Source organism: Planktomarina temperata RCA23, assembly GCF_000738435.1.
Classification (GTDB): Bacteria; Pseudomonadota; Alphaproteobacteria; order Rhodobacterales; family Rhodobacteraceae; genus Planktomarina; species Planktomarina temperata.
The window spans coordinates 1,444,783-1,464,807 of sequence record NZ_CP003984.1; the positions used below are offsets into that span (position 1 = coordinate 1,444,783).

The following is a 20,025-nucleotide window of genomic DNA, read 5'->3' on the forward strand; positions in this document are numbered from 1 at the left end:
GACCCGACAGCTCATGGCCCATTCACCCCAAGAGGTCCAGTGATCGCGCTCATTTTATCCGCTTGGATAATATTTCTCTTTTAACCTCATCATCACCATAAGGCAGGTTTAGACAGAGCAGACACACAGTCAAACTTAGTCGGTGTGTCGGAAGTTGTGATTGCATTCAACGTCATTCCCGTCCAACCGACAGGATACGTCAATGGGTATGGTGGAACGAATAAACGTCCAATTTCTTCCTTAAAACCGAACCTTTGATAGTAACCAGGGTCACCATAGACCAGTAAAACGCCAACACCATCCTTTGTGAGCATGTCCATTCCAAAGTTAATGAGAGCGGAGCCGATACCTTGGCTTTGATATTCTGGAGATACTGCAAGTGGAGAAAGAATATATCCAGAGACGTCAGATGTTGATTTCAAAAATACGGGGCTATAGCACACATAGCCAATCAGTTTGCCGCCGAGCTCAGCAACCAATGACTTGATCGGGGGGCGCGTGGTCTCTTTGAAAAGATCAGCAGATAAATCACGAATAAGCTTATTCTCTTCAGCCGCAAACGCAGCTTCAATAACCGATTGGATAGATGCCAAGTCTGTGCCTTGAGCAAGTCTGATGCTTATCCTGTCCGAGCGTGTGACCGGTACGTTTGTTGGGTTCATTCTGAAAACCTCAAGTTTTGGTCATGATTGATGTTCGATCTTTTATCTCGCAGCTTCGTCCTTTTCAAAATGGAAAGAACACGCGTGATTTTGAACTCATATCCTTTTCGGGCCTTGTTTTTTTGTCATCACAGCCATGTGGATACCAACAGTGAGATGCAGTCACTTTCACCGGGACAGGCCAATACCCTATACCCGAGGCCTGCATGTTTTCAGTTATTCCACTGTGACAGACTTGGCCAGGTTGCGGGGTTGATCGGCATCAGTGCCCTTGGCCAGTGCCGTATGATAGGCGAGCAGTTGCGCGGGGATGGCGTAGATGATGGGGGCCAGAAGATCGGGGGTTGTGGGCATCGTGATTTGTGCCCAGGTGCCCTCCGCCGCTGTCTTTAGCCCTTGCTTGCAGGAGATCAACAGCACTTGGCCAGATCGGGCCATGACCTCTTGCATATTGGAGACTGATTTGTCGAAAAGAGGATCCATGGGGGCCATGACCACCACGGGCACAGACTTGTCGATCAGAGCGATGGGCCCGTGTTTCAGCTCACCCGAAGGATAACCTTCGGCGTGTATGTAGCTGATTTCTTTTAATTTAAGAGCGCCCTCCATGGCCAGAGGGTAGAGCGCACCGCGCCCCAAGAAGATGATATCCTGCGCTGTTGCTAATTTTTTGGCAATGTCTTGCACAGCGCCGTCAATGCCGAGCGCTTGGCTGATCAGACCGGGCAGGCGGTTCAGCTCTGCGATATGGGTGCGATATTGTGCGGCATCAATTGCGCCCCGGGCATAGGCAATTTTGATTGCCAGCAGGGCCAAAACTGCCAGCTGCGCGGTGAAGGCTTTGGTCGAGGCCACACCAATTTCGACCCCCGCATGCAGCGGCAAAACAAGATCACTTTCCCGCGCAATGGAGCTTTCGGGCACGTTCACCACCGATAGGATGGTTGCGTTTTGTGAGGCCATATAGCGCAGCGCGGCCAGCGTGTCGGCGGTCTCACCCGATTGGCTGACAAAGAGGGCGCAGGTTCCAGGGCTGACCGGGGGCTCACGGTAGCGAAACTCGGAGGCAACATCGACATCGACTGGCACGCGCGCAATCTTTTCAAACCAATATTTCGCCGTCAGAGCCGCATAAAAGGCCGTACCGCAGGCCACCATGGTCAGCCGGTCAATATGGGCCAGATCAATATTATGGTCTGGCAGCTCAACCTCTGAGGCATCCGCGTTTTGGTAATGGCTCAGCGTGTTTTTGAGCACCGACGGTTGCTCGGCAATCTCTTTGGCCATGAAGTGCTTATAGCCACCTTTGTCGACGCGTGCGGCATCGATGGCGATTGTGCGCATCTCGCGATTGGCCAGAGTGCCATTTTCGTCATAAATTTCAATAGATGATCGGGTGATCACGGCAAAATCACCCTCTTCGAGATAGGTGATTTTATCTGTCAGAGGGGCCAATGCGATGGCATCCGAGCCCACATAGGCTTCACCATCGCCGTGCCCGATGGCCAATGGAGAGCCTTTGCGCGCAGCAATCATCAAGTCATCTTCGCCTTGAAAGAGAAACGCGAGGGCGAAGGCCCCCTCTAGGCGGGCTATGGTTTTTTGCGCGGCCTCTTGGGGGCTGTGGCCTTGCGACATGTAATATTGGGTTAAAAGCGCCACGGTTTCCGTGTCTGTGTCGGTCTCATGGGTCAGTCCGAGAGCGTTTAATTCTGTGCGTAATTCCTTAAAATTTTCAACAATGCCATTGTGCACCACAGCCACAGGCCCAGCTTTATGGGGATGGGCGTTTAAGGTGGTGGGGGCGCCATGGGTTGCCCAGCGGGTATGGCCTATGCCCGCTTTGCCCGACAAGGGTTCTTCAACCAAACGGTCCGACAGGTTTACCAGCTTGCCAACTGCCCGGCGGCGTTCGAGATGGCCTGCGTTGACCGTGGCGATGCCGGCGCTGTCATAGCCGCGGTATTCCAGGCGTTTGAGCGCTTCGACCAAGATTGGAGCGACTTGGTGATTTCCTAATACGCCAACAATTCCGCACATGGGTTCAATCCTTCGTCTTATTTCGTCTTGCGGCCTTAAGCGCGCGCAATTTTTTCATTAATTTCAAAGCCAATCCAGGTTTATTGTCTTGTTTGGCGCGGGCAATGGCCAGACTTCCGGCGGGCACATCCTGCGTGATCACCGATCCGCTGGCGGTCATAGCTTCTTGCCCGACGGTGACCGGTGCAACCAGCATTGTGTTTGAGCCGATAAAGGCCTCTTCGCCTATACTTGTGTGATGCTTCATCACCCCATCATAGTTGCAGGTGACCGTACCGGCGCCGATATTGGCCCTGGCGCCGATGTGCGCATCGCCAATATAGGACAGGTGGTTGACCTTAGCGCCTTCTTCGAGAGCGCTGGCTTTGATTTCCACAAAATTGCCAATTTTGACATCCTCGGCCAGTTCCGCGCCGGGGCGTAGGCGGGCATATGGGCCAATGATGCAACCGCGCGAGACATGCGCGCCTTCCAAATGTGAAAACGCGCGGATCTGAGCGCCGCTTTCGACCGTGACACCCGGGCCGAAAACCACGTTTTGCTCAATGATTGTATCGCGACCAATGACGGTATCATAGGAAAAATGCACGGTTTCGGGGGCCGGCATAGTCACGCCATCCTCTAAAGCCTCCGTGCGGCGCAGATTTTGGAACTCTTTTTCGGCCTGCATCAATTCAACCCGGCTGTTGACGCCAAGCGTTTCGCGCTCTGCGCAACGAACTGCCGTGCATGGCAAGCCGCGCGCCACGGCCTTGCCAATGACATCGGTTAAATAGAGCTCCCCGGAGGCGTTGTTCGCATCAATTTCTGACAATAAATCGAAGAGGAGGCCCGCGGAGGCGGCCATGACGCCGCTGTTGCAAAGGCTCACCGCTCTTTCGGCGGGGCTGGCGTCTTTGAATTCAACAATTCGCTTCAATTTGTCACCATCTGTGATCAACCGGCCATATCGCGCCGGATCTTTCGCCTCAAATCCAAGCACTGAGACGGCCGAGTCGCTGAGCGTGGCGCTTAATTCCTCGAGGGTGCGCGATTGAATAAGGGGGCAATCACCGTAAAGAACAATGACGGTTCCATCAAAATCACTCAATGCGGCGCGGGCTTGATCGACGGCGTGACCGGTGCCCAATTGGGCTTCTTGCCGCACAACTTCCACCTCTGGATCTTCGGCGCACGCAGCAGCGCTCACCGCCTCAAAGCCATGGCCAGCGATAATAATCGTCCGTTTAGGGTCCAAGGCCCGCCCGGCGCGCATAGCGTGGACCAACATGGGGGCACCGGCCACCTCGTGCAAAACTTTTGGCAGCTCAGATTGCATTCGGGTGCCTTTTCCCGCGGCAAGAATGATGAGTGCGATATTCATTTGCGGATCTAAGTCCTTTATAAATCAGTGGAGCCCTTTTAAGGGTATAAGGGAAATCGACAAGCTGTTTTGCACAAACTCCGCTTTTTGCAATCGGCGTAACCAAAGAGGCAAGAATATGCTCAAACCCTGCGTGGTCTTTGACCTGGATGGCACGCTTGCCGATACAAGTGGAGATTTGCTCAAAGCGGCCAACAGCTGTTTTCGCGGCCTTGGGCTGGGTGATCTGCTGCAGGCGCCACAGGACAGCGGCATTGCCTTGCGCGGCGGGCGGGCGATGCTCAGCGCTGGGTTCGAGCGGGCCGGCTGGGCGGATATGTCTGAAATAGATCGGCAATATCCAATTTTATTGCAGGCCTATGGTGCCGATATCTCGGAGCTGACGGTCTTTTACCCCGGTGCTCTGAACGCAGTGGCCCGGCTGCGTGCCTCTGGATATGCGGTGGCGATTTGCACCAATAAGCCTGAAGCTCTGGCGGTGCAGTTGATGCAGGCTTTAAACGCCAGCGCCTATTTTGACGCTTTGGTGGGCGCAGATACGCTGGCGCAGCGCAAACCGGACCCGGCGCCCCTGTGGGAGGCGGTGGAGCGCGCCGGTGGGGATCGCGCGCGGGTCTGTTTGATTGGGGATACGGTCACGGACCGTTCAACCGCCGCAAATGCTGACATCCCATCGGTGCTGGTGACCTTTGGGCCGGGCGGGGGCGATATGGAGGCCTTGGCGCCCGCAGCTTTACTGCATCACTTTGATGATCTGCCCGATGTGGTCGCTCAGCTGATCGGTTGAGCCAAAAGATCAAGCAAGGGCTGTGCGCTGGCGGTGTGGCCCAGCGTCTCAATGGCGCGGTGGATCGCTTGACTGCGCGCCTGGCCGAGAACCGGGCCGGCATAGTTAAAAAATTTTGCTTCCAAATCTTCTTTGCTTGGCGGGTCGGTCGGGTCCCATTCCGGTTCGAACCAGTCCGATTGCAGGCGGTCTCCGGCCGCCAAGGTAATCTCAGCGCGCGCCATGCGCCGGTTGGGAAAGGCTTTATTCGCTGCCGCATCCTCGCCCATCGTTAGTATCGAAGACAGACGCTGAACCTCCGGGTGGTCCAGTGCTGCCTCAGCGACATGTTCGGGCAAGACGGTGCCATGCACCAAGGCGAGAGCGCATGGGAAGGAGGTTGAATACTGCGCCTCTTCGGTCGTTGTGACCTGTTTTGTGCCCAATCGCACGGATTCGTGAAAGGATACGATATGCAGCGCGGTGATGGCTCGGCTGTCAAAGCCATGGCGTTTTTGCAGGTCCAGCACCGCCGCAATCGGTGCTTGTGCCCAACGGCAGACGGGGTAGGGCTTGAAATATTGTTGACAGATCAGCCAAGTGTCTCCCAAATCTCGCCAATGGTCAGTGCTGAGTGTGAGCGCAGGGGCGCCGGTGAAGCCGCGCGCGGCCAAACGTGCCGCAGAGACCCCGCACATTGCCCCCCAACCGGAGCCATCCTTGAGCATTGTTGGGTGATCGATACAGCGCATCATTTGGCTCCGGGGGCCGTGATATTCTGCAATCCCCATGGCATGTGCGGTCTGCGCGCGGTCCAGCCCCATCAGGCGTGCGGCCAGGCCGGCAACCGCCACGGCCACCCAAGCCCCAGAGGTGTGATAATCTGGAACGCTGGCATGCTGTGCCATAGCGGTGCGGCAGGCCAGCTCATAGCCAAGCGTGAGGCAGAGCAAAAATTCCTGACCCGAGACGTCGCCCAACTCTTGCGCCAGCCCATAAAGCGCCGGCAGCACGCCGCAGCCCGCGTGCCCTTTGGCCGGGTTAAACCCATCATGGCCATCAAGCGCATCAATGGTCATCCCGCCGGCAAGCGCCACGCCAGAGACGGAGGCTCCGCGCCCGTCGAACATCATGGGCAGCGCGCCGCCCATATCCAAGGCGCTATAGTCGCGAATAATGCGCGACAATTTTGTGCCAGCGCCACCGGCTCCAACGCCGATGAGATCCAGAAGGCACAATTTGCTTTGCCTGCGCACCTGCGGTGGCAGGTCGTCCCAGGTGAGCTCGGCGATGAAGTCTAAAATCCCCTCTGGTGTCGTCATATCGGCTCCTCCCATGGTCTCAAGCCTGCGCCGCAAGCGCGCAAATTCTGATCTGTTTGCGACATGGCGGGCAAAAGTGGATTGACTTTGCCCGCAGCAAGACCAAAACCTGCCGCATGACAGAGATTTTCATGGGCAATTTCACCCAGCAAGAACCCATTTTGGACGAATCCATCGCGGCGGCCGTGGCGGTCATGCAGCATGGGCGGCTGCATCGCTACAATGAGGCGGCGGGCGAGGTGTCCGAAACCGCGCTCTTGGAGCAGGAATTTGCCGCGCAAATGGGCGCGCGTTATTGCCTCGCTGTGGCCTCTGGCGGCTATGCGCTGGCCACAGCTCTGCGTGCTCTGGGCGTGAAGCCCGGTGATCGGGTGTTGACCAATGCTTTCACTCTCGCGCCGGTGCCTGGGGCCATTGCCTCGGTCGGTGCTGTGCCGGTGTTTGTGGGTGTGACTGAAGGGTTGGTTATTGATCTTGACGATTTGGCAGCTAAGGCCGATCAAGCCGATGTTTTGATGCTGTCGCATATGCGTGGACATATCGTGGATATAAATGCGTTGATGGATCTGGCGCAGGTGCATAATCTCAAGGTGATTGAAGACTGTGCCCATACGATGGGCGCAAAATGGGGCGATACTTGGTCCGGACGTGCTGGGATCATCGGCTGTTACTCTTGCCAGACCTATAAGCATGTGAATTCTGGCGAGGGCGGCCTCCTGATCTGTGAGGATGATGAGATCATGGCGCGGGCCATTATGCTGTCAGGCAGCTATATGCTCTATGGCAAGCACCGTGCAGGGCCCCCGATCGAGGCTTTTGAGGCGGTGCGGCTGGTCACCCCCAATATTTCAGGGCGGATGGACAATCTGCGCGCCGCCATTTTGCGCCCACAGCTGCGCCAGCTCGAGGCACAATGCGCAGCTTGGAATGATCGCTATCATGTCGTGGACCAGGGGCTTGCCCAGGTTGCAGGCCTCACGCGTATCAAGCGGCCGCAGCAAGAAAAATTTGTTGCCTCCTCCTATCAGTTCCTATTGCTCGATTGGTCATCGGCGGCGATCCGTTCTGTTCTGGCGCGCTGTTTGGCCCGCGGGGTGGAGCTTAAATGGTTTGGGGCCCCAGATCCGGTCGGGTTCACCAGCCGTTATGACAGTTGGACCTATGCGCCCAGCAGTGCCATGCCCAAGAGTGATCGTATTTTGCACGGTGTGATTGATATGAGGCTGCCTTTGACCTTCTCTTTGGATGATTGCGCCATTGTGGCGCGTATTATCGCCGAGGAAGTGGCTCAAGAGGCAAAGGGGGCGTGAGACCTCTGCCCGGTCTTTTCGGGTTTATTTGCCACCGGCCGGGTGCTTAGGCTGGACAGGCCGGTGAAACTTTGCTTAAATTGAACAAGCGTTCAATAAATGGGGGTTCTATGTTTACAGCCAGTATGCGTTTCGATCTAGGAGAGGATATCCACGCTCTTCAGACATTGGTGCATCGTTTTGCGCAGGAACAGATTAAACCCTTGGCTGCCGATGTGGATCGCGACAATCAATTTCCTGCGCAGCTGTGGAAGCAATTGGGGGATCTTGGGGTCCTTGGGGTCACCGTAGATGAAGACTTTGGCGGCGGCGGCCTGGGCTATTTGGCCCATACGGTGGTGATTGAAGAAATCGCCCGAGCCTCGGCCAGTGTCAGCCTGTCCTACGGGGCGCATTCGAATCTTTGCGTCAATCAGATCAACCTTAATGGAACCCCAGAGCAAAAACGAAAATATCTGCCCAAACTTATCTCTGGCGATCACGTTGGCGCATTGGCGATGAGTGAGGCGGGCGCGGGCTCGGATGTGATCTCGATGAGCCTAAGGGCTGAAAAGCGCAATGGATACTATCGGCTCAATGGCAATAAATTCTGGATCACCAATGGACCAGATGCCGATGTCTTGGTGGTTTATGCCAAAACAGATCCCGAGGCCGGATCGCGCGGTTTGACCGCTTTTTTGATTGAACGCGATATGGTGGGGTTTTCCACCAGCGGTCATTTCGACAAGCTGGGCATGCGCGGGTCGAATACGGCGGAGCTGATCTTTGACAATGTGGAAGTCCCCTTTGAGAACGTGCTGCAACAGGAGGGTGCCGGAGCGAAGGTCCTTATGTCTGGCCTGGACTATGAGCGCGTGGTCCTGGCCGGTATTGGCTTGGGTATCATGGCGGCCTGTTTGGATGAGGTCATGCCCTATGTGGCAGAACGCAAGCAATTCGGCCAACCGATTGGCAGTTTTCAACTCATGCAGGGTAAAATCGCCGATATGTATACAGCGATGAACTCGGCGCGGGCCTATGTCTATGAGGTGGCCAAAGCCTGTGATCGGGGTGAGGTGACACGCCAAGACGCGGCGGCCTGCTGCCTCTTTGCCAGTGAAGAGGCTATGAAACAGGCTCACCAAGCCGTGCAAGCGCTGGGCGGGGCAGGATTTTTGAACGATGCACCCGTGGCGCGGCTGTTTCGGGATGCAAAATTGATGGAAATCGGTGCCGGGACGAGCGAAATTCGTCGCATGTTGGTTGGCCGAGAATTGATGGGAAAAATGTTATGAAAAATTTTTTATTGAGCCTAGGATTGGCGGTATTGGCCATGGGGGCACAGGCGGAGACGAAATTGTCGCAAGCGCATGTGAATTCGATGGCGTGTTTAGAGAACATGGGGCAAAACACCAGCTGGGGCCAATGTCTGGGCTTGATCTTTGAGCCCTGCGTCAGCTTGGAGGTCGCCTCAGACGCGCATTTGGCCTGTCTGCAAAGCGAACGCGAAGGCTGGACCGCGACTATGCGGCTTTTGCAGGAGGATGTGACCGAGGCCATCACGGTAAAATCTGCCGAAGATTTGGCAGGTATTTTGAGCGGTTGGATCAACTATGTCTCGCAAAAATGCCAGGCCGAAGGCGATCCTGAGGGCAAGCCACGTTTGGCGGCCAAGCAGCTTGGCTGCCAAATCACAGAGCTCGTCGGTTTGAGCGGTGAATATGCGGCCTGTCTCGAAGGGCGCTCCACCGCAGACTATTGTGTTTTGAAAGAGTAGAGGCGGCGCGCGGTGACACAGATGGAAGCTTCAATCGCCAAACAGCTGCATCTGCAGGCTTTGGCGCGGGTAGAGCAGGCCGCAGCGAAGGCTGCGCAAGGCGGCGGTGACGCGGCGCGAGCCCGCCATCTGGCGCGCGGAAAAATGTTGCCGCGGGACCGGGTTGCCAATCTCTTGGACCCCGGCAGCGCATTTTTAGAAGTTGGGGCCACCGCTGCCCATGGTATGTACGAGGGCGCGGCACCCTGCGCTGGGCTCATCACAGGTGTCGGCACAGTGCATGGACGCCAAGTTATGGTGATTTGCAATGATGCTACGGTGAAAGGCGGCACCTATTATCCGATGACCGTGAAAAAACATCTGCGTGCCCAAGAAATTGCCCAAGAGTGCCATCTGCCCGTGGTGTCTTTGGTCGATAGCGGCGGGGCGAATTTGCCCAACCAAGATGAGGTTTTCCCAGACAGGGATCATTTTGGCCGCATTTTTTATAATCAAGCTCAGATGTCTGCCAAAGGCTTGGCGCAGATTGCCGTGGTGATGGGGTCTTGCACGGCCGGGGGCGCCTATGTGCCGGCCATGGCGGATGTGTCGATTATCGTCAAAGAGCAGGGGACGATTTTTCTCGCGGGGCCGCCATTGGTCAAAGCGGCCATAGGCGAGGTGGTGTCTGCGGAAGACTTGGGCGGCGGAGATGTGCACACGCGCCTGTCGGGGGTCGCCGATTACTTGGCGGAAGATGACACCCATGCTCTGGCTCTGGCGCGTGAGGCGGTGCGCCACCTGCCAGCCGCTCCGCCCCAACCCGCCTTTGCGCCGGCGGGCGACGCGCAAGAGACTGGTATGGATGACATTTTTGATGTGATCCCGAGTGATTTAACCACGCCCTATGACATTCGCGATGTGATCTGCCGGTTGACCGATGGCGGGGCGTTCGATGAATTTAAAGCGCGGTTTGGCACCACCTTGGTCACGGGGTTTGCACATATTGAGGGCATGCCGGTCGGCATTGTTGCCAATAATGGTGTGCTGTTTTCCGAGGCGGCGCAAAAGGGTGCGCATTTTGTTGAACTCTGCTCTCAACGCAAAACACCACTGATTTTCCTACAAAATATTACGGGATTTATGGTGGGACAAAAATATGAGAACGAAGGCATTGCGCGCCATGGGGCTAAAATGGTCACGGCGGTCGCCTGTACCTCTGTGCCGAAAATTACCATGATTGTCGGGGGCAGCTATGGGGCAGGCAACTACGGTATGGCAGGCCGCGCCTTTCAACCGCGGTTTTTATGGAGCTGGCCGACATCGCGCACAGCCGTCATGGGGGGGGCGCAAGCGGCCGGCGTATTGGCCACGGTCAAACGTGATGCGATTGAGCGGGCGGGAGGCAGCTGGAGCGCCGCGCAAGAAGCCGCATTCAAACAGCCGACGCTTGAGATGTTTGAGACGCAATCCGATCCGCTCTACGCCAGCGCGCGATTGTGGGATGATGGGGTGATTGATCCGAGGGACAGCCGCAAGGTCTTGGCTCTCTCCCTGCGCGCGGCTCTCAATGCCCCAATCGATGAAACAAAATTTGGCGTCTTTAGGATGTAATGATATGCGAGATGAAACGACAGTGACGACCCAGCCGGACAGCTTTGGCCGCCATTGGGTCTATGTCACCGAGGCGCAGGTGCGCGGCCATGCCAAAGGGCGTTTTGGTCTGGCCATCTGGCTGATCTGCCTTTGGTTTGTTGCTGTTGGAGGCCTTGAGATTGTCCTGGGCAGCAGCGCCTCTCTGCCGCGCCTGGTCTTCGGAGCCGTGCTGTTTTTGACGGGTGCTGGCCTCGTGCTGCGCAATAGGTTGGCCTATCTGGCGGCCCTATTTGTGCCGATGATTTTTCTGATCCGCTTTTTCAGTGGGGCCTCGGGCTATGGGGGGCTGTTGAGCGGACCTGCGCAATACTACGATCTGTGCAACGCTTTGGTGGTTGTGGGGGGATGTTTCTATCTCTTTGAAGGGGATCGTCCCAACTTTATTTTCCGGCGGCGCTACCGCAGTTATCACGCTGAAAGCTTGCAGAAATGATTCAAAAACTGCTGATTGCCAACCGCGGCGAAATTGCTTGCCGCATTGCCCGCTCTGCCCGGGAGATGGGAATTGCCACCCTGGCCATTGCCTCGGAGGCGGATGAAGAGGCGCTGCATGTGCAGTCTTGTGATGAGGCGGTGTATCTGGGCGGTCACAGCCCAGCTGAGAGCTATTTGCGCAGTGATGCGATTATCGCGGCGGCCCAAGAGCATGGCGCAGATGCCATCCATCCGGGTTATGGGTTTCTGTCAGAAGATCCCGACTTTGCCCAAGCGGTGCAAGAGGCCGGCCTGATCTGGGTCGGCCCGCCCGCTGCGGCCATTCGGGCCATGGGGCTCAAGGATGCCGCAAAGGCTTTGATGCAAAAGGCCGGAGTTCCGATTGTGCCGGGATATCACGGCGAGACGCAGTCTTTGGAGCGGCTGCAACAAGCCGCCGCAGAGATTGGCTATCCCGTGCTCATCAAGGCGGTGGCGGGCGGTGGCGGCAAAGGCATGCGCCGTGTCGACCGGCCTGAGGAGTTTGCGGCTCATCTGGCCTCGGCACAGTCAGAGGCGCAAGGCGCCTTTGGCAATGCGCGGGTGTTGATTGAAAAATTCATTGCCAACCCACGCCATATTGAAATCCAAGTGTTCGGTGATGGGCAGAAAGCTGTGCACCTCTATGAGCGGGATTGTTCTTTGCAACGCCGTCATCAAAAGGTGATTGAGGAGGCGCCTGCGCCGCATATGCCAAATGCGGTTCGCGACGCGATGGGGCGGGCGGCGGTGCGCGCCGCTCAGGCCATTGGTTACGCCAGCGCAGGCACGGTTGAGTTTATTGTGGATGGCAGCGACGCTCTGAACGAAGACAGCTTTTATTTCATGGAGATGAACACGCGATTACAGGTGGAGCACCCCGTCACCGAAGAGATTTTAGGCATAGACTTGGTGGCCTGGCAGCTGCAAGTTGCGGCGGGGGGGCTTTTGCCGCTGAAGCAAGATGAAATCCATGCGCAGGGTCACTCCATTGAGGCGCGGCTCTATGCCGAAGATTCCGCGCAGGGTTTTCTGCCTTCGATTGGCCAGTTGCATCATCTGAACTTTGGACCTGGATTGCGTGTGGAGACAGGCGTGGCGCAGGGTGGGCAGGTCACGCCCTATTATGATCCGATGATCGCAAAGCTTATCGCCACAGGCCCAGATCGTGCCAGCGCGCTCCGGCTGCTGCTGCGGGGCTTGAAATTGACTCAAATCGCGGGTCTCAAGACCAATCGTGATTTTTTAATTGCGCTTCTGCAGCACGAGGATTTTGTGGCCGGCAGCTTTGATACAGGGTTGATCGCGCGTGATATGGAGGGGTTGACCCGCGCGCCGGTACCGGCTCCGGAAGATTGGGCAAGAGCGGCGCTTTGCGCCATGGGGCTGTTGGATACTGGCCGAGATCGGCAGGGTGATGCGGGTTTCACGCTGTTCACACCGCTGCGCCAAAGCCTGGCTTTGCGCTATCAAGATGAGCTGCAAACTGTGCATGTGAGCCTACGCCCTGGGGGGCAGACCGTGGTTGATGTGGCCGGGGAAATTTTTGAGCTGGGTCCGCGCACGCTATCGCAGCGGCCTGCGGTCTTGGCCGCTGGCAAAGCCTATCTCTTTGGTGAGCAAACTCTGGTGTTTGATGTGATTGATCCCTTGGAGCGTACCGCGACGGTTCAAAGCGATGGGGCGATCACAGCGCCGATGCCTGGCTTGGTCAAACAGGTTTTCGTGCGCGCGGGGCAAGAGGTTGCCGCTGGAGACCCGATTGTCGTGCTCGAAGCGATGAAAATGCAGCATACGCTTTGCGCCGATCACGCGGGCCGCGTTGAAAACTTAACGGCGCGGCAAGATCAACAAGTGGATGCGGGTGTGGTTTTGGCTGTGATTGAAGCCGCACAGGAGGACGCGTGATGAGTAAGGCGGTGGAGATTTTTGAGGTTGGCCCGCGTGACGGGCTTCAAAATGAACCGGCCTTTATCTCCTCGGAGGATAAAATCGCCCTGACGCAGGCTTTGGCGGGCGCGGGCCTTCGGCGGATCGAATGCGCCAGTTTTGTCAGCCCCAAATGGGTGCCGCAAATGGCAGATGCGGCGCAGGTGGTTGAGGGGGTGACACCCGGCGCGGCGCAGCTCTATGCTCTGGCCCCCAATAATCGGGGTTTGCAGGCGGCTTTGGCGACCCCGGTCGGGGGGCTTTGTGTGTTCATCGCGGCAACCGAAGGTTTTAGCCGCGCCAATACGAATATTTCGCTCGCCGGGGCTGTGGAGCGCGTGCAAGACGTCATTGCGACATTCAGGGCTGAGGCGCCGGAGGGGGTGCGGCTGCGCGGTTATATTTCCTGCGTCACTGAATGCCCCTATGATGGGCCCGTCGCCCCCTCCGAAGTGGCCCGGCTTGCTGAGCTGCTGCATGGCGCGGGCTGTGACGAAATTTCCCTCGGCGACACCATAGGCACGGCCTATCCTGAGCAGGTGGCGCGCATGTTGGAGGCTGTGGTGCGGGTCGTGCCGGCCGAAGCATTGGCCGGTCATTATCATGATACTGCGGGACGGGCCTTGGCAAATATTGATGTGTCCCTCGACTATGGATTGCGGATTTTTGATGCCTCCATTGCTGGCTTGGGCGGCTGTCCCTATGCGCCTGGAGCGAAGGGCAATGTGGATACGGAATTGGTCTATGCCCATCTTATCGCCCGCGGATATGACATCTCTGGTGCGCCAGATCGCGCCGGATTGGCGCAGGCCGCGCGTTTGGCACGAAAAATTCTGGGACGCACAGAAGGCGCAATAGATGCAATTTGATACGATAGACAGCGCAACAGATGCACAAGGGGTCTGTACGGTTTGGTTGAACAGGCCCGAGAAACACAACGCCTTATCTGCTCAGATGATCGACGAGATGACCGAAATGGCCGCAAATTTGCGCCACAGTTCGGCGCGGGTCGTGGTTTTGGCCGCGCGCGGCAAGAGCTTTTGCGCCGGTGGAGATTTGCAATGGATGCAAGCGCAGATGCAGGCGGATCGTGCGACCCGGCAAGAAGGCGCGCGACGTCTTGCGGGGATGCTGCAGTCTTGGAACACACTGCCGCAGCCGGTGATCGGACGTCTTCACGGCAATGCCTTTGGCGGCGGGGTCGGGCTGGCCTCTATCTGTGACGTGGCCATTGGGGTTGAGAATGCTTGGATGGGGCTCACTGAAACCAAGCTTGGGCTGATTCCGGCAACCATCGGTCCCTATGTGATTGCGCGCATGGGCGAGGCGGCGGCGCGGCGTGTGTTCATGTCTGCACGCAAGTTTTCTGCGCAAGAAGCGCAGAGCTTGGGGCTCTTGGCCAAGACCGTTGCCGAAGACGCGCTTGACCGGGCGGTGACGGCAGAGGTGACACCTTATTTAAGCTGTGCTCCGGGGGCCGTGGCCGCGGCGAAAAAATTGGCGCGCGCCCTGGGTCCGGTCATTGACGCGCAGACCATTGAAATGACGGTCACAGCTTTGATTGCGCAATGGGAAAGCCCAGAGGCGGAGGAGGGAATTGCCGCCTTCTTCCAAAAATCTGCGCCAAGCTGGCAGGCCCGTTGATCGGTTTTGGATAAATTTTTTATAAGACCGGCTGGGATTGCGCAATCCGGGCGTTGACCCTTTTGAGCCCGAAGCGTAGTACAGGCGGCATGTTGTGCCACTAGCGGCGCATGTAAGGAGCCAACGTGGAAAATATTGCACAGGATTACCTCCCGATATTGATGCTGCTGGCAGTGGCGATAGGATTGGGCATTGTTTTGTTATTGGCTGCAGCTGTGGTCGCGGTGCGCAATCCAGACCCGGAAAAAGTCTCCGCCTATGAATGCGGGTTTAACGCCTTTGATGATGCGCGGATGAAGTTTGACGTGCGCTTTTATTTGGTGGCGATCTTGTTCATTATCTTCGATCTTGAGATCGCGTTTCTCTTCCCTTGGGCGGTGGCCTTTAAGGATATCAGCATGCTGGCCTTTTGGTCGATGATGGCATTTTTGGCGGTTCTCACCATCGGATTTGCTTATGAGTGGAAGAAGGGAGCCTTGGAATGGGAGTGATGGCAGGGGCGAATACCGCTGGATTTGACCGTGATGTCGCCACGAGAGAGCTCAACAGTGAGCTTCAGGACAAAGGCTTTTTGGTCACATCAACCGAAGACATTATCAATTGGGCCCGCACGGGCAGCCTGCATTGGATGACCTTTGGCCTGGCGTGCTGCGCTGTCGAGATGATGCATGCGTCCACGCCGCGGTATGATCTGGAACGTTTTGGTACTGCGCCGCGGGCCAGTCCACGTCAATCCGATTTGATGATTGTTGCTGGGACATTGACGAACAAAATGGCGCCGGCCCTGCGCAAGGTTTACGACCAAATGCCCGAGCCGCGATATGTGATCTCGATGGGCTCTTGTGCCAATGGTGGCGGTTATTATCATTACAGCTACTCTGTTGTGCGGGGCTGCGACCGGATTGTGCCTGTAGACGTCTACGTGCCCGGCTGCCCACCCACCGCAGAGGCGCTGCTTTACGGTATTTTGCAGCTTCAAAGAAAAATTCGCAGAACAGGAACAATCGTGAGGTAAAGTCATGAAAGTTGAGCTTGGTTCGGTTGTATATCTAAAGAGTGGTGGTCCGTTGATGACTGTGGAAGAATTGGGTGAACATGCGGATGCGCGCTGCGCGTGGTTTGTTGATTTGGCAGTCCAACGCGAATGGTTCGCGTTGGCAGCATTGCAGCCTCAGGATCCGCCGAAAGCCGGCGTCGCCTCTCCTGCAAAGAAAGTTGTGAAATGACACAGGCGTTACAAGAATTGGGTGCGTTGATTGCATCAAAACGGCCCGATTGCGTGCTGTCCTATGATGTAAGTTTTGACGAGCTGACCATTGAAGTCGCGCCGTCCAATATCGTTGGGTTGGTTGATTTTCTGAAGTCCAACCGCAACTGCCGCTTTTCGACTTTGGTGGATATCACAGCGGTGGATTATCCGGGCCGCGAGAAACGCTTTGACGTCGTGTATCATTTGCTCAGCATGTATCAGAACCACCGGGTGCGCTTGCGGGCCTCTGTGCGGGCCGATGACATGGTGGCCTCGATCGTAGAGGTGCACCCTTCGGCAAATTGGTTCGAGCGTGAAATATTCGATATGTTTGGCATCCTCTTTTCTGGCCACCCGGATCTGCGCAGATTGCTGACCGATTACGGCTTTCGCGGCCATCCGCTGCGCAAAGATTTTCCAACCAGCGGCTATACGGAACTGCGCTATGACGAGGCTGAAAAGCGTGTGGTCTATGAGCCCGTGTCCTTGGTGCAAGAATACCGTCAATTCGACTTTATGTCTCCTTGGGAGGGGGCAAAATATGTGCTGCCGGGTGACGAGAAAACTGATGGGGCCAAGGGGTAAGCTATGGCGGATCCGACACTTTTGATCTGCGTGGGAGCGACGAAGGCGGGAACGTCTTGGATGTATCGCTATTTGCATGATCATGCGGCGTGTCATGTGCGGTCTGTTAAGGAATGTCATTATTTTTCAAAATTTAATCCTAAGAAATTAATGCGCCAGCTGAAGGTTTTGGACCGTCTTGTGGTGCAATATGAGGCGCGTCTGATTGAGGTTGAAGCTGCGGATGATATCATCCGCATTCTCAGCTTGAGCCGCCGGATTGATGATACCAAAGCGCTGATCATGGCGCTTTCGGCAGAGCGCAGTGACGATTCCGCCTATTTGGAGTATCTGCAGGCTGGGCGTATGGATGAGACGGTCTTGCTTGACGTCACGCCGGCCTATGCTTTGCTTGAGCCCACAGAGATTGCCCGTATTTCAGCGCTGCCTATTCGCGTAAAGCTGCAATATCTGATGCGCGATCCGCTGGAGCGTCTGTTGTCGCATGTGCGCATGGTGGCCAAACGCAGTATGAAAGAGGGGCAGGATTTCTTGCTCACCTGCCAAGATATCTTACAGCGCGTTTTATACAAACAAGAAGAGGCGCATATCGTGATACGGGGCGATTATAAGTCGAATATCTCGCGCTTTGCCTCCGTCTTCGATCACTCGCAGTTTCAGATCGGCTTTTCGGAAAATTTGCAGGACGGCCCCAAGTTTGACGCCATGTGTTCCTATTGGGGGATCGAAGCGATAAGCCCCAGCCAGATCAAGCGCGCGCATGTGGGCCTTGCGGCGCCTTTTCCTGAAGGCCTGCGTCGGGACACTTTGGAGTTTTTAAAGGCGCAATACGACTTTGTTGCTGATAATTTCGCGGAACTGCCGGAGAATTGGCGGAAAAATCGGGAGTTGCTGGCGTGATACTACAGATCATCATCGGCCAAAACTTTGGCCAAGAAGGAGGTGCATAATGGACGGCTCCAAATTTGACGACGCTTTGACCGGCGAGCAAAAGATTCGCAATTTCAATATCAACTTCGGTCCACAGCACCCGGCGGCGCATGGTGTGTTGCGTTTGGTGCTGGAATTGGACGGCGAGATTGTCGAGCGCTGCGATCCGCATATTGGACTGTTGCACCGTGGCACGGAAAAGCTGATGGAAAGCCGGACCTATCTGCAAAACTTGCCCTATTTTGACCGGCTTGATTATGTGGCGCCAATGAACCAGGAGCACGCATGGTGTTTGGCGATTGAAAAACTCACCGGCACTGTAGTGCCGCGCCGCGCCAGCCTGATCCGGGTGCTCTATTGTGAAATTGGCCGCGTGCTCAACCATTTGCTCAATGTCACGACCCAGGCGATGGATGTGGGGGCGATGACGCCTTTGACCTGGGGATTTGAAGAGCGCGAAAAGCTGATGATCTTTTATGAGCGGGCCTGCGGTGCGCGTCTCCATGCGGCCTATTTCCGCCCAGGCGGGGTGCATCAAGATCTGCCTGATGCTCTGATCAATGACATCGAAGAATGGGCCCAGAGCTTCCCAGCGGTTTTGCAAGACATCGATACGATGTTGACAGAAAATCGGATTTTCAAGCAGCGTAACGCAGATATTGGCGTTGTGACAGAAGACGACATTCAGAAATATGGTTTTAGTGGCGTTATGGTGCGCGGTTCTGGCTTTGCCTGGGATTTGCGCCGGGCGCAGCCCTATGAATGCTATGACGAGTTTAAATTCGACATTCCTGTTGGCAAGAATGGAGATTGTTATGATCGCTATTTGTGCCGCATGGAGGAAATGCGTCAATCCGTGTCGATCATCAAACAGGCCATTGGTAAATTGCGCGAGGAGCCCGGAGATGTCATGGCGCGCGGAAAAATGACCCCGCCAAAACGCGGTGAGATGAAACAGTCGATGGAAGCTTTGATCCACCACTTCAAACTTTACACCGAGGGTTTCCATGTTCCCGAGGGCGAAGTCTATGCGGCTGTTGAAGCGCCAAAGGGTGAGTTTGGGGTGTATCTGGTCGCAGATGGCACGAATAAACCCTATCGCAGCAAGATAAGGGCACCGGGCTTTTTGCACCTGCAAGCGATGGATCACCTGTGCAAAGGGCACCAGCTGGCAGATGTGGCGGCAATCATTGGCACGATGGATGTGGTCTTTGGAGAGATTGACCGATGAGATGCCACGCCGTTCCTTTTGAAATCTATGTCGCGTCTTTGAACGCTTAAATTACAGGGCCTTACATGCTTCGTCGTCTACACGCAGATCAACCCAGCTCCTTTGCTTTCACGCCTGCCAACCAGGCTTGGGCAGAGGCGCAGATGACCAAATTCCCCGAGGGCCGGCAGGCCAGCGCGGTGATCCCATTGCTGTGGCGCGCCCAGGAGCAAGAAGGTTGGCTGACGCGGCCCGCGATTGAGGCGGTGGCTGATCTTTTGGGCATGGCCTATATTCGGGTTTTAGAGGTTGCGACCTTCTATTTCATGTTCCAGCTTCAGCCCGTTGGCCAGGTGGCGCATTTCCAAATTTGTGGCACCACCACTTGCATGATTTGCGGTGCAGAAGATCTGGTCTCCGTGTGCAAAGAAAAAATTGCCAGCAAGCCCCATGTTATTTCCGAAGATGGCAAGTTCAGCTGGGAAGAGGTGGAATGTTTGGGGGCCTGCGCAAATGCGCCGATGGTTCAGATTGGCAAAGATTACTATGAAGATCTCACCGCTGAGAAATTCGCGGATCTGATTGATCAATTGGCCGCAGGCCAGCTGCCAACCCCCGGTTCGCAATCGGGCCGCTATGCCGCGGAGCCAGCCACGGGGTTGACCTCTTTGAAAGACCGTGAGCCGGGCAAGGCGGCGTTTAACGCTTCTGTGCAATTGGCTGTGGACTTGGGGGATACGGTCAAACGGATTGACGGCAGTGAAGTGCCGCTCCTGACCCCATGGTTGGGCAAGGCTGTAAAACCGAAAGCTGCCCCGAAGGCCAAAGCAAAGGCCGCACCAAAGCCCAAAACCGCCAAGGCGAAAGCTGCCAAGGCGAAAGAGACAAAGTAACCGATCGCCTCCTGGCAAAGACAATGCGTTGAAAGACCGAACACAACATGCACAGCGAAAAAGATCATATCCAAGCCAAGAAAGGCCGGACAGCTAGTCTGGTCATCGCCGGTGCGATACTGATTTGGCTTGCCATGCAATGGGCCGCTGTGCAGCTTGATATTTCCAGCCGTTACATGCTGTTGCTGGATTTGGCCGTTATGGCTGCGATGGTTTGGTCACTTATTGTCACTTTTCAAATTTGGCGTGCGCGCCGCGATGCAGATAAAGGCTAAATG

General features: G+C 56.0%; 20 protein-coding genes and 1 pseudogene. 17 read left to right on the forward strand and 4 right to left on the reverse strand.

The features are described from left to right. Nucleotides 1–92: 92 nt before the first annotated feature. The 3 genes from RCA23_RS06830 to glmU form a co-directional block, all read right to left on the reverse strand. Nucleotides 93–662, reverse strand: coding sequence for a GNAT family N-acetyltransferase (locus RCA23_RS06830; RefSeq protein ID WP_201770480.1), 570 nt, complete (start codon nucleotides 660–662; stop codon nucleotides 93–95). 216 nt (nucleotides 663–878) lie between these two features. Then, nucleotides 879–2,702 (reverse strand): glutamine--fructose-6-phosphate transaminase (isomerizing), encoded by a 1,824-nt coding sequence (gene glmS / locus RCA23_RS06835; protein ID WP_044049678.1) that lies wholly within the window; start codon nucleotides 2,700–2,702, stop codon nucleotides 879–881. A gap of 4 nt (nucleotides 2,703–2,706) precedes the next feature. Then, complete coding sequence (gene glmU / locus RCA23_RS06840) at nucleotides 2,707–4,065, reverse strand: bifunctional UDP-N-acetylglucosamine diphosphorylase/glucosamine-1-phosphate N-acetyltransferase GlmU (RefSeq protein ID WP_044049679.1); 1,359 nt, start codon at nucleotides 4,063–4,065, stop codon at nucleotides 2,707–2,709. A 118-nt stretch (nucleotides 4,066–4,183) separates the two neighbouring features. Here glmU and RCA23_RS06845 point away from each other — a divergent pair, with 118 nt between their 5' ends. After that, nucleotides 4,184–4,852, forward strand: a complete 669-nt coding sequence (locus RCA23_RS06845) for an HAD-IA family hydrolase (protein WP_044049680.1) — start codon at nucleotides 4,184–4,186, stop codon at nucleotides 4,850–4,852. Here RCA23_RS06845 and RCA23_RS06850 read toward each other — a convergent pair. Beyond that, complete coding sequence (locus tag RCA23_RS06850) at nucleotides 4,837–6,153, reverse strand: MmgE/PrpD family protein (protein ID WP_044049681.1); 1,317 nt, start codon at nucleotides 6,151–6,153, stop codon at nucleotides 4,837–4,839. The genes RCA23_RS06845 and RCA23_RS06850 overlap by 16 nt on opposite strands. Before the next feature lie 116 nt (nucleotides 6,154–6,269). Here RCA23_RS06850 and RCA23_RS06855 point away from each other — a divergent pair, with 116 nt between their 5' ends. The 16 genes and pseudogenes from RCA23_RS06855 to RCA23_RS06930 all read left to right on the forward strand — a co-directional run bounded on the left by RCA23_RS06855 (nucleotide 6,270) and on the right by RCA23_RS06930 (nucleotide 20,022). Continuing rightward, nucleotides 6,270–7,463 carry a DegT/DnrJ/EryC1/StrS family aminotransferase gene (locus tag RCA23_RS06855; RefSeq protein ID WP_044051366.1) on the forward strand — a complete coding sequence of 398 codons (1,194 nt, stop codon included), beginning with the start codon at nucleotides 6,270–6,272 and terminating at the stop codon, nucleotides 7,461–7,463. A 110-nt stretch (nucleotides 7,464–7,573) separates the two neighbouring features. Beyond that, a complete protein-coding gene (locus RCA23_RS06860; RefSeq protein ID WP_044049682.1) occupies nucleotides 7,574–8,737 on the forward strand; it encodes an isovaleryl-CoA dehydrogenase in 1,164 nt (387 codons plus the stop codon). Continuing rightward, nucleotides 8,734–9,219: a hypothetical protein gene (locus RCA23_RS06865; RefSeq protein WP_044049683.1), complete on the forward strand. Its 486-nt coding sequence runs from the start codon at nucleotides 8,734–8,736 to the stop codon at nucleotides 9,217–9,219. Before RCA23_RS06860 ends, RCA23_RS06865 begins: the two co-directional genes overlap by 4 nt. A 21-nt stretch (nucleotides 9,220–9,240) precedes the next feature. Further along, nucleotides 9,241–10,812: a carboxyl transferase domain-containing protein gene (locus tag RCA23_RS06870; RefSeq protein ID WP_044049684.1), complete on the forward strand. Its 1,572-nt coding sequence runs from the start codon at nucleotides 9,241–9,243 to the stop codon at nucleotides 10,810–10,812. 4 nt (nucleotides 10,813–10,816) lie between these two features. Further along, nucleotides 10,817–11,287, forward strand: a complete 471-nt coding sequence (locus RCA23_RS06875) for a hypothetical protein (protein ID WP_044049685.1) — start codon at nucleotides 10,817–10,819, stop codon at nucleotides 11,285–11,287. Beyond that, nucleotides 11,284–13,215 carry an acetyl/propionyl/methylcrotonyl-CoA carboxylase subunit alpha gene (locus RCA23_RS06880; RefSeq protein WP_044049686.1) on the forward strand — a complete coding sequence of 644 codons (1,932 nt, stop codon included), beginning with the start codon at nucleotides 11,284–11,286 and terminating at the stop codon, nucleotides 13,213–13,215. Before RCA23_RS06875 ends, RCA23_RS06880 begins: the two co-directional genes overlap by 4 nt. Further along, nucleotides 13,215–14,105, forward strand: a complete 891-nt coding sequence (locus RCA23_RS06885; RefSeq protein ID WP_044049687.1) for a hydroxymethylglutaryl-CoA lyase — start codon at nucleotides 13,215–13,217, stop codon at nucleotides 14,103–14,105. The genes RCA23_RS06880 and RCA23_RS06885 overlap by 1 nt, the downstream gene beginning before the upstream one ends. Then, nucleotides 14,095–14,880, forward strand: a complete 786-nt coding sequence (locus tag RCA23_RS06890; protein WP_044049688.1) for a crotonase/enoyl-CoA hydratase family protein — start codon at nucleotides 14,095–14,097, stop codon at nucleotides 14,878–14,880. Before RCA23_RS06885 ends, RCA23_RS06890 begins: the two co-directional genes overlap by 11 nt. A 161-nt stretch (nucleotides 14,881–15,041) precedes the next feature. Next, nucleotides 15,042–15,371, forward strand: coding sequence for an NADH-quinone oxidoreductase subunit A (locus tag RCA23_RS06895; protein ID WP_371832622.1), 330 nt, complete (start codon nucleotides 15,042–15,044; stop codon nucleotides 15,369–15,371). After that, the gene (locus RCA23_RS06900; RefSeq protein ID WP_271487982.1) at nucleotides 15,362–15,895 is read left to right on the forward strand and encodes a NuoB/complex I 20 kDa subunit family protein; all 534 of its coding nucleotides are present in this window, start codon (nucleotides 15,362–15,364) and stop codon (nucleotides 15,893–15,895) included. The genes RCA23_RS06895 and RCA23_RS06900 overlap by 10 nt, the downstream gene beginning before the upstream one ends. A 4-nt stretch (nucleotides 15,896–15,899) precedes the next feature. After that, on the forward strand, nucleotides 15,900–16,106 hold the full coding sequence (locus tag RCA23_RS06905) for a YodC family protein (RefSeq protein ID WP_044049691.1): 207 nt from the start codon (nucleotides 15,900–15,902) through the stop codon (nucleotides 16,104–16,106). Beyond that, nucleotides 16,103–16,714 carry an NADH-quinone oxidoreductase subunit C gene (locus RCA23_RS06910; RefSeq protein ID WP_044049692.1) on the forward strand — a complete coding sequence of 204 codons (612 nt, stop codon included), beginning with the start codon at nucleotides 16,103–16,105 and terminating at the stop codon, nucleotides 16,712–16,714. Before RCA23_RS06905 ends, RCA23_RS06910 begins: the two co-directional genes overlap by 4 nt. 3 nt (nucleotides 16,715–16,717) lie before the next feature. Beyond that, nucleotides 16,718–17,614 carry a hypothetical protein gene (locus RCA23_RS06915; protein WP_044049693.1) on the forward strand — a complete coding sequence of 299 codons (897 nt, stop codon included), beginning with the start codon at nucleotides 16,718–16,720 and terminating at the stop codon, nucleotides 17,612–17,614. A 49-nt stretch (nucleotides 17,615–17,663) separates the two neighbouring features. Further along, nucleotides 17,664–18,875 carry an NADH-quinone oxidoreductase subunit D gene (locus tag RCA23_RS06920; RefSeq protein ID WP_044049694.1) on the forward strand — a complete coding sequence of 404 codons (1,212 nt, stop codon included), beginning with the start codon at nucleotides 17,664–17,666 and terminating at the stop codon, nucleotides 18,873–18,875. Between the two features lie 65 nt (nucleotides 18,876–18,940). Continuing rightward, nucleotides 18,941–19,729: pseudogene (gene nuoE / locus RCA23_RS06925) on the forward strand (NADH-quinone oxidoreductase subunit NuoE); the annotation flags it as partial. 65 nt (nucleotides 19,730–19,794) lie between these two features. After that, nucleotides 19,795–20,022, forward strand: a complete 228-nt coding sequence (locus RCA23_RS06930) for a DUF5337 domain-containing protein (RefSeq protein WP_044049695.1) — start codon at nucleotides 19,795–19,797, stop codon at nucleotides 20,020–20,022. Nucleotides 20,023–20,025 lie beyond the last annotated feature (3 nt).

Bases quoted from the DNA above. Each gene is read 5' to 3' on its own strand.
- RCA23_RS06830 (WP_201770480.1), bottom strand. From the start codon at position 662: ATGAACCCAACAAACGTACCGGTCACACGCTCGGACAGGATAAGCATC.
- glmS (WP_044049678.1), bottom strand. From the start codon at position 2,702: ATGTGCGGAATTGTTGGCGTATTAGGAAATCACCAAGTCGCTCCAATC.
- glmU (WP_044049679.1), bottom strand. From the start codon at position 4,065: ATGAATATCGCACTCATCATTCTTGCCGCGGGAAAAGGCACCCGAATG.
- RCA23_RS06845 (WP_044049680.1), top strand. From the start codon at position 4,184: ATGCTCAAACCCTGCGTGGTCTTTGACCTGGATGGCACGCTTGCCGAT.
- RCA23_RS06850 (WP_044049681.1), bottom strand. From the start codon at position 6,153: ATGACGACACCAGAGGGGATTTTAGACTTCATCGCCGAGCTCACCTGG.
- RCA23_RS06855 (WP_044051366.1), top strand. From the start codon at position 6,270: ATGACAGAGATTTTCATGGGCAATTTCACCCAGCAAGAACCCATTTTG.
- RCA23_RS06860 (WP_044049682.1), top strand. From the start codon at position 7,574: ATGTTTACAGCCAGTATGCGTTTCGATCTAGGAGAGGATATCCACGCT.
- RCA23_RS06865 (WP_044049683.1), top strand. From the start codon at position 8,734: ATGAAAAATTTTTTATTGAGCCTAGGATTGGCGGTATTGGCCATGGGG.
- RCA23_RS06870 (WP_044049684.1), top strand. From the start codon at position 9,241: ATGGAAGCTTCAATCGCCAAACAGCTGCATCTGCAGGCTTTGGCGCGG.
- RCA23_RS06875 (WP_044049685.1), top strand. From the start codon at position 10,817: ATGCGAGATGAAACGACAGTGACGACCCAGCCGGACAGCTTTGGCCGC.
- RCA23_RS06880 (WP_044049686.1), top strand. From the start codon at position 11,284: ATGATTCAAAAACTGCTGATTGCCAACCGCGGCGAAATTGCTTGCCGC.
- RCA23_RS06885 (WP_044049687.1), top strand. From the start codon at position 13,215: ATGAGTAAGGCGGTGGAGATTTTTGAGGTTGGCCCGCGTGACGGGCTT.
- RCA23_RS06890 (WP_044049688.1), top strand. From the start codon at position 14,095: ATGCAATTTGATACGATAGACAGCGCAACAGATGCACAAGGGGTCTGT.
- RCA23_RS06895 (WP_371832622.1), top strand. From the start codon at position 15,042: ATGCTGCTGGCAGTGGCGATAGGATTGGGCATTGTTTTGTTATTGGCT.
- RCA23_RS06900 (WP_271487982.1), top strand. From the start codon at position 15,362: ATGGGAGTGATGGCAGGGGCGAATACCGCTGGATTTGACCGTGATGTC.
- RCA23_RS06905 (WP_044049691.1), top strand. From the start codon at position 15,900: ATGAAAGTTGAGCTTGGTTCGGTTGTATATCTAAAGAGTGGTGGTCCG.
- RCA23_RS06910 (WP_044049692.1), top strand. From the start codon at position 16,103: ATGACACAGGCGTTACAAGAATTGGGTGCGTTGATTGCATCAAAACGG.
- RCA23_RS06915 (WP_044049693.1), top strand. From the start codon at position 16,718: ATGGCGGATCCGACACTTTTGATCTGCGTGGGAGCGACGAAGGCGGGA.
- RCA23_RS06920 (WP_044049694.1), top strand. From the start codon at position 17,664: ATGGACGGCTCCAAATTTGACGACGCTTTGACCGGCGAGCAAAAGATT.
- RCA23_RS06930 (WP_044049695.1), top strand. From the start codon at position 19,795: ATGCACAGCGAAAAAGATCATATCCAAGCCAAGAAAGGCCGGACAGCT.